Origin of the sequence: Nocardia sp. NPDC060220, assembly GCF_042727815.1 — a bacterium.
GTDB lineage: Bacteria > Actinomycetota > Actinomycetes > Mycobacteriales > Mycobacteriaceae > Nocardia.
Genome location: NZ_JBHWZY010000311.1, coordinates 1 through 7,273, shown reverse-complemented (window position 1 = coordinate 7,273; position 7,273 = coordinate 1). Strand labels below are relative to the sequence as shown.

At 67.5% G+C, this 7,273-nt stretch carries 8 protein-coding genes; 4 read left to right on the top strand and 4 right to left on the bottom strand.

Annotated features, from left to right (window positions below):
- Positions 1 to 134 precede the first annotated feature (134 nt).
- The 3 genes from ACFWF3_RS17580 to ACFWF3_RS17570 all read right to left on the bottom strand — a co-directional run bounded on the left by ACFWF3_RS17580 (position 135) and on the right by ACFWF3_RS17570 (position 1,446).
- The gene (locus ACFWF3_RS17580) at positions 135 to 386 is read right to left on the bottom strand and encodes a hypothetical protein (RefSeq protein ID WP_379314477.1); all 252 of its coding nucleotides are present in this window, start codon (positions 384 to 386) and stop codon (positions 135 to 137) included.
- Between the two features lies 1 nt (position 387).
- A complete protein-coding gene (locus ACFWF3_RS17575; protein WP_378635331.1) occupies positions 388 to 1,005 on the bottom strand; it encodes a sigma-70 family RNA polymerase sigma factor in 618 nt (205 codons plus the stop codon).
- Between the two features lie 147 nt (positions 1,006 to 1,152).
- Entirely contained in the window at positions 1,153 to 1,446 is a 294-nt protein-coding gene (locus ACFWF3_RS17570; protein ID WP_022567299.1) for a WhiB family transcriptional regulator, read from the bottom strand.
- A gap of 629 nt (positions 1,447 to 2,075) precedes the next feature.
- On the opposite strand from ACFWF3_RS17570, the gene ACFWF3_RS17565 reads away from it, so the two are divergent.
- The 3 genes from ACFWF3_RS17565 to ACFWF3_RS17555 all read left to right on the top strand — a co-directional run bounded on the left by ACFWF3_RS17565 (position 2,076) and on the right by ACFWF3_RS17555 (position 4,744).
- Positions 2,076 to 2,900, top strand: coding sequence for a hypothetical protein (locus ACFWF3_RS17565; RefSeq protein ID WP_379314478.1), 825 nt, complete (start codon positions 2,076 to 2,078; stop codon positions 2,898 to 2,900).
- 157 nt (positions 2,901 to 3,057) lie between these two features.
- Entirely contained in the window at positions 3,058 to 3,636 is a 579-nt protein-coding gene (locus tag ACFWF3_RS17560; protein ID WP_056818204.1) for a sigma-70 family RNA polymerase sigma factor, read from the top strand.
- A 112-nt stretch (positions 3,637 to 3,748) separates the two neighbouring features.
- The gene (locus ACFWF3_RS17555; protein ID WP_379314476.1) at positions 3,749 to 4,744 is read left to right on the top strand and encodes an anti-sigma-D factor RsdA; all 996 of its coding nucleotides are present in this window, start codon (positions 3,749 to 3,751) and stop codon (positions 4,742 to 4,744) included.
- A gap of 170 nt (positions 4,745 to 4,914) precedes the next feature.
- Here ACFWF3_RS17555 and ACFWF3_RS17550 read toward each other — a convergent pair whose 3' ends face one another.
- Entirely contained in the window at positions 4,915 to 5,328 is a 414-nt protein-coding gene (locus ACFWF3_RS17550; protein ID WP_022567296.1) for a DUF5319 domain-containing protein, read from the bottom strand.
- Positions 5,329 to 5,549: 221 nt separating this feature from the next.
- Here ACFWF3_RS17550 and guaB point away from each other — a divergent pair, with 221 nt between their 5' ends.
- On the top strand, positions 5,550 to 7,094 hold the full coding sequence (guaB, locus tag ACFWF3_RS17545) for an IMP dehydrogenase (protein ID WP_378635339.1): 1,545 nt from the start codon (positions 5,550 to 5,552) through the stop codon (positions 7,092 to 7,094).
- The last annotated feature ends 179 nt before the right edge of the window (positions 7,095 to 7,273 follow it).

Genomic DNA, 7,273 nt, shown 5'->3' with positions numbered 1-7,273 from the left:
CCTTCGTCGCCTACGCCCCGGCGGCTAACCGGCGACCCGGCCGCGACCGGCCACTGCGTGGCCGCTGCTCCCTAGGGGTCGCAGGTGGTGGGTGGGAGTGCGGTCATGGCGGGTCTGGGGTTGGGCGGTGTGGGTCAGCTGGCTACCGGGGGATCTTCGGCGTCCAGTGCGGCCAGTAAACGGGCGCGCAGGGACGGTGGCGGTGGGGTGGGGGTTGTGGACGCGAGCTGGGCGAGAGCTTCGCGGGTACCGCGCACCTCTCGCAGGAACTGCGTACACAGGGTGGAGTCTTCGGTATCGATGATGGTCTGGATCGCGTGATGGTCTTCGTCGTCGATCAATCCGAGCGCGACGGTGTGCGCGAGATCGATCTGGGCTTCGTTCATCTCACGTCACCCCCAAACTTTTCTTCAGTCGTGTCAATCCGTCCCGAATTCGGGACTTAACGGTCGGTAACCCGATGCCGAGGTATGTCGCTACCTCCGCGTAGGTCCGCCCGCCGTAGTAGGCGAGCGAGATCGCCTCGCGCTGGGTCTCGGTGAGGGTCGAGAGTCCGCGCTGGACGGCCTGTTGTTCTAGTCTGCGTTCCACCTCCTCGGTGACCTCGTCGAATTCGTGTCCGAGCACCCGGATCCCGTACGCGACCTCGCGCTGGGTGTGGGCTTGCTCGGCGCGAACCCGGTCGACCGCGCGCCGGTGTGCCAACGTCATCAGCCAGGTCACCGCCGACCCCTTGGCGGGGTCGAAACTCGTAGCGGTACGCCAGATCTGGAGATAGACCTCCTGAGTGGTCTCCTCCGCGTACCCGGGGTCGTGGAGCACCCGCAGGACCAGGCCGAAAACGCGCGCGGACGTTCGGTCGTACAGCTCGGCAAAGGCCTGCTGGTCGGACAGGCCGCATCGTTCCAGCAGTGCAGCTAGCTCGACTCCTTCGGCCGCGCGTGCGGTAACCGCAGAATCCACGCTCGGTGGAAAGGCTTCGCTTCGGAACCCATTCTGTGTCATCGGTCACGAATGTAGCCCGAGGCTATGACCTCCCCGCGGCCGGGGGTGCCCTTTATTCGGGTGCCAGCTGTTTGCTAGAGATTCGGCGCGCCACGGCCAGCGGATTGGAACAGATTTGCCAACCCGGCCAGACGGGTCCGGTCGACCTCAGACGGCCATCCGTCGCCGGTTGCGGCGGGCGTGCATCTCGCGTTCGGTCTCGGACATGCCGCCCCAGATGCCATAGGGCTCGCTGACCTTGAGGGCATGGGTGCGGCATTGCATCAGCACGGGGCAGGCCCGGCAGATCTCCTTGGCGCGCATCTCGCGCGCTGTGCGGGCGCGGCCGCGTTCGCCGTCGGGGTGGAAGAAGACCGCGGAGTCCTGACCGCGGCACGAGCCGCGCATCTGCCAGTCCCAGACATCGGCGTTCGGTCCGGGAAGGTGGGTGGGCATGGGCATGTGAACTCCTTGAGGCGCGAGCTCGTCAGCGTTGTCGAGCGAGTGGTGCGGCAGGTCTTCGCGCCACCCGGTGGGGGTGGCCGGCTCGACGGTGCCTGACGGTGCCGCTCGGAGGTCGCTGCGATTTCGCGCGGCGCCAACCGTGGCGATGAGCTACGTTAGGTGCAGGCGGGAATTTCCGTCAATAGTTCGGCGCATGAGTTCAGTAAATCTGCAACGCTGAAATTTAACCTACTCACTATTTACATTTCACACCCGATCCCTCCATACTGTTTGGTTGGCTATGGATCGGGTGTCTTCGCGTTTCCGAGACATCCCATATTTTCCCAGGTCGCGCCGGTCGGGGCCTGGTTCGTGCCGGCGACGGCCAGGGCCGCTGGGTGTGCTGGATCACAACGGCCTCCGCGCCCGGACTGCGTGCAGATGGCGAAAACGGGGCGTGAAGGTTAATTGCGCGAAACGCATGTGAATTCGAGACTTTCCGGTAGTGGCATCGGGGAGCGGAGATTTACCTGATGGCAACATCGACACTCGAGCGAAATGCTGATTGTTTGCTGATTGCCCCTCGTCGATCCATAACATGGGCGCTGCCCGGGGCGGGTGGCGGCTAGAGTCTCGTCGTGCAGACAATGGCCTCACCCGCGGATATCGGTTCCGAAATACTCGTTTCGACTGCTTTCGGGCCCACTCCCGGCCTGGCCGCTACGGAGTTGCCGGAGCCGGCGGACCCGTTGTCGCGGTGGTACCGCGCGGTCGCGCTCGGCGGCCAGGGCCGCTATGCCGCCGCCCGTGCCGACCTGCTGATATCGGCCAGAACCGCGACCGATCCCGGCCTGAAATCCCTCGTCGAGAGCACCCGTGGATCGCTGCTGCGCCAGCTCGGTGATCACGCGGGTGCGGCAGCGTTCGACGGTCGCGCCGCGGCGATCGCGCTCGGCGCTTCCGGAGCGTCGCGCGCCGAGGCGCTCGCCGACGCGTATACGGGCCTGGCCGCCGATGCCCTCGGCACCGGACGACTCGCGCTGGCCCGCACACTGCTCGGCCGGGTGCGGCCACTGCTCGCCGCGGCACCTCCGCGAGCCGAGGTGCGCTGGCACTGGGTGCGCGCCGAGACCGCGCTCGCCGGCGGTGAAGCCGACGCAGCGCTCCGCGACGCGGTCGCGGCGGTCGAACTCGCCGGGGCGCTTCCCTCTGTGCGTCACCAGGTGAAATCGGCGCTGCTCGTGGCGGCCGCGACAGCTGCCACAGGTGACCTCTCCGGGTCCGCCGAACTGGCCGTGCGAGTCGACGCGGACTGCCGCGAAAACGGCCTTCTCCCACTGCGCTGGGCCACCGCGATGCTGCGCTCGGGAGTCGCCGAACCGGCTCCGGCGCGCGCCGCGGCGGGCGAAGCCGCAGATCATGGCGCCCGTCTACGGGCCTGGGGTGGGGACATCGCCCCGCTGGGTGCCTGATTCGCTCCGGATGATCTTTCTGAGAGCACGGTTAGAAGCGGCCACGCCCGCTGGCGGCCGATCCGGGGGTCGCTATTGTTAGTGCCGTTCCGCCATTTCGGTGGAAGCTCGGTCACATTCGACCGCGCCACTCGTAACGCCAGGAAAATCTCTGACGATGACGCATATGGGCGAAGAGTTGGACCTCGCCGTCGCTGCGGCTGCGCAGGGCGACAGGACCGCTTTAGCTCGGGTATTGGAACTGGTCCGTCCCTTGGTGGTTCGCTACTGCAGGGCCAGGATCGGAGCCGCGGAGCGCGGACAGCTCTCCGCGGACGATGTTGCGCAAGAGGTCTGTTTGGCTGTGATGACCGCCCTGCCCCGCTATCAGGATCAGGGTCGGCCCTTCATGGCCTTCGTGTACGGAATCGCTTCGCACAAGGTCGCCGACGCCCATCGCAACGCCGCCCGTAACAAGGCGGAGGCGATGGCCGAAGTACCAGATGTCATATCCACCGACCACGGGCCGGAACAGCGGGCTCTCGACTCGGAGACGAGCAGGCAGATGAACACTCTGCTGGCCACGCTCCCCGAGAAGCATCGAGAAATCCTGATCCTGCGTTTGGTCATGGGTCTGTCAGCAGAGGAAACCGCAGTCGCCGTGGGCAGCACGGCGGGGGCGATACGGGTTGCCCAGCACAGGGCACTCGCGAAACTGAAGTCACAAGTGGCGAGGGCAGGTGAAATGTATGGCTAGGGATGGCGAGCGCGGTCTAGGCGACCGGAAAGTTTGGCAGCGCGGATCGCACGACAGCGGTCCCTACGCCGCCGAGGATGCCGGTGACTCCGGACCGGTCGACATTGCGGCGGTGCGCAGCGATGATGCGCTGATCGACGCGATCGCGAGCGATGGTCCGGTCCGCACCGACAGTCCCGAAGAGTTCCAGCTGGCGTCGTTACTCGCGGATTGGCGGGCCGACCTACTGGCCGAGCCGATGCCCGCGGGCCCTGATCTCGACACCGTGTTCGCGGCCGTCAATCAGGAGATCGGCGCGCGGCAGGTTCGAGTCGGAGCTTCCTCGCGCGGACGTCTACGACTGGTCCGCCCGATTTTCGGGGCAGCGGCGGCACTGGCGCTGGTGTTCGGCGGTATCACGGCCTTCGCTTACAGCGCGGCTCCCGGCGATCCGCTGTGGCGGGTCAAGGAGGTCGTGTTCAGCGAGCAGGCACAGTCCACCGTCGTACAGTACGCCGACGAAGATCTACTGGCCGCACAGAACCTGCTCACCTCGGGCAATCCGGAACAGGCGAAGGCCAGGCTGGAACAGGCTTCGGCCAACGCGGGCCAGGTCGACGATCCGGCCAAGCGTGACGATCTGATCGCGCGCTGGAACCTGCTGCGAGATCAGCTGATCAAGGTCGCCCCGGAGATCGGCGCGCAACTGCCGCCGACCACCACCGCGCCGACCAAGCCCAGCTCGCCCGTTCAGGTCCCGCCGACGACGAATCCGGGTACCACCGCGCCGGTGGCGCCTACCGCTCCAGGAGCGGGTACCACCGATCCGTCGACACCGCCGCCGGTCATCATGCAGACCCCGGGCCCGGGCCCTGGCCCGGAAACCAAGCCGCTGGTTCCGGTCGAGCCGTCGCAGCCGCCGGTCGAGCCGACACAACCGCCGGTGACCCCGCCGGTGACTGTCGACCCGACCACACCACCGACCACCATCGTCGAATCACCGCCGGTCGTCACTGTGCCGACGACGGTGGTCCCGACGTCCGCACCGCTGCCGAGCTTGCCGCCCACGCAGCAGGTGCCTCCGCCGGCGACCATCCTGCAGTCGCCGCCCGCGGTGCCCTCGCCGTAGCAGCACGATGAATTGAACTAAAGACGAAGGCCCCGAACAGGTTCGGGGCCTTCGTCTTGTGCTGGGGCATTTCCGGTGTGGGCCCGCGTATTCCCCCCACGCACGCGTGACCGAGAGTGGAGGAGGGCGGGCGCCGCGACGGACTCAGCTGTGCCGAGTCGCCGGAGAGCTCAGTTGTCGAACCCGTCGAACCCGTCGCCGTGGAACGCCTCGTTCATCGACGCGTCCGCGTAGCCGCGGCAGTAGTCCCACGTGACATAAGCCTCGGGGGTGGGGTCGTAGGCGGGTTCGTGTGGACGGACAGTGCCGTCGACCAGTAGCTGTAGGAGGTTCGCCCGCAGCATGTCCCAGTCGTGATAGTGATCTTGCCGACAATCCTCACAGCTGACGACCAGACCGCGGATACCGCGGTGGGCCAGCAGGGCTTCGTATACGGCGAGGTCTGCGAGATCTTCCTCGACCGCGAGGCGCTCATGAGGATCCAACGGCTCACCGGGCTCGATCGCATCGAGCGCGGCGGACGGGTCGGAGGGGTCTCCGGCGAAGGGATCCGGCGGCAGGCCAGGTGGTAGATGGTCACGCACATCCCCACGGTACGCAGTACTTGGTGCATCGCGCCAGCGATGCACCGGGCAAGTTTTGCGGAAGGGCTCACTTCACAGGCGTCTCCGGGCGCCGGATACCATGGAATACAGGCGTCGGCGACTTTGTTCCAGCCGACCATCCGAAAGCTTTTTCCGCTCGAGCACCGACGCACTGTGTCTACCGCGTCGGTAGCTATGACGACCAGGAGGGGTCGATCCGAATGAGTAATCCCGTGTCGGGCGAACGAATCGCGGTGCGCCCTCCTACGGGGGGCGACGATCCGACCAAGATCGCCATGCTCGGCCTCACGTTCGACGACGTGCTGTTGCTGCCTGCCGCCTCGGATCTCATCCCCAGCTCGGTCGAGACTTCCAGCAAGCTGACCAGGGACATCACCCTGCGCACGCCGCTGGTGAGCTCGGCCATGGACACCGTCACCGAGGCGCGCATGGCCATCGCCATGGCGCGTGCGGGCGGTATGGGTGTGCTGCACCGCAACCTCTCGGCCGCCGATCAGGCCGCCCAGGTGGAGACGGTGAAGCGCTCCGAGGCGGGCATGGTGACCGACCCGGTCACCTGTCGTCCCACCGATACCCTCGCCGAGGTCGACGCCATGTGCGCCCGCTTCCGCATCTCGGGTCTGCCGGTGGTCGACGAGACCGGCGCGCTGGTGGGCATCATCACCAACCGCGACATGCGCTTCGAGGTCGATCAGGACCGCCGCGTGGACGAGGTGATGACCAAGGCGCCGCTGATCACCGCCCGTGAGGGTGTCACCGCCGAGGCCGCGCTGGGGCTGCTGCGTCGCCACAAGATCGAGAAGCTACCGATCGTCGACGGCAACGGCAGGCTGCGCGGGCTGATCACGGTCAAGGACTTCGTCAAGACCGATCAGTACCCCAACGCCACCAAGGACCGCGACGGCCGCCTGCTGGTGGGCGCCGCGATCGGTGTCGGTGAGGATTCCTGGTCGCGGGCCATGACGCTGGCCGACGCCGGGGTCGACGTGCTGATCGTCGACACCGCGCACGGCCACCAGTCACAGGTGCTGCAGATGGTCGCCAAGGTCAAGGCCGAGGTCGGTGACCGGATCCAGATCGTCGGCGGCAATGTCGCCACGCGTGCCGGTGCTGCCGCGCTCGTCGAGGCGGGCGTCGACGCGGTGAAGGTGGGTGTGGGCCCCGGCTCCATCTGCACCACTCGTGTGGTCGCCGGTGTCGGCGCGCCGCAGATCACCGCGATCCTCGAAGCCGTCGCCGCGTGCAAGGCCGCCGGCGTGCCGGTGATCGCCGACGGTGGCGTGCAGTACTCCGGCGACGTCGCCAAGGCGATCGCCGCGGGTGCGTCCACGGTGATGCTCGGCTCGCTGCTCGCGGGCACCGCCGAGTCGCCCGGCGACCTGGTGCTGGTGAACGGCAAGCAGTTCAAGGCCTACCGTGGCATGGGCTCGCTCGGTGCGATGCAGGGCCGCGGCCAGGCCAAGTCGTACTCCAAGGACCGCTACTTCCAGGACGACGTGCTCGCCGAGGACAAGCTCGTCCCCGAGGGCATCGAAGGCCGCGTTCCGTTCCGCGGCCCGGTCAACCAGGTGATCCACCAGCTCGTCGGCGGCCTGCGTGCCGCGATGGGCTACACCGGTTCGCAGAACATCGAGCACCTCCAGGGCGCGCAGTTCGTGCAGATCACCGCGGCGGGCCTCAAGGAGAGCCACCCGCACGACATCACGATGACCGTCGAGGCCCCGAACTACACCGGGCGCGGCTGAGTACAATAGATGCGTTTGTGCGCCGGGAGGTACGCTCCCGGCGCACAAGGGCAATGCAGGCAGGCTCCGAGTCCGCCGTCTACCGGCACTCCCGGCCCCGCACGACCCGACCTCGAGGAGGGTCCGCCGCGCAGCGGCGGTGGGCGGGCCGGGGGCCCGCCCCGCCCCCCCCCCGGGGC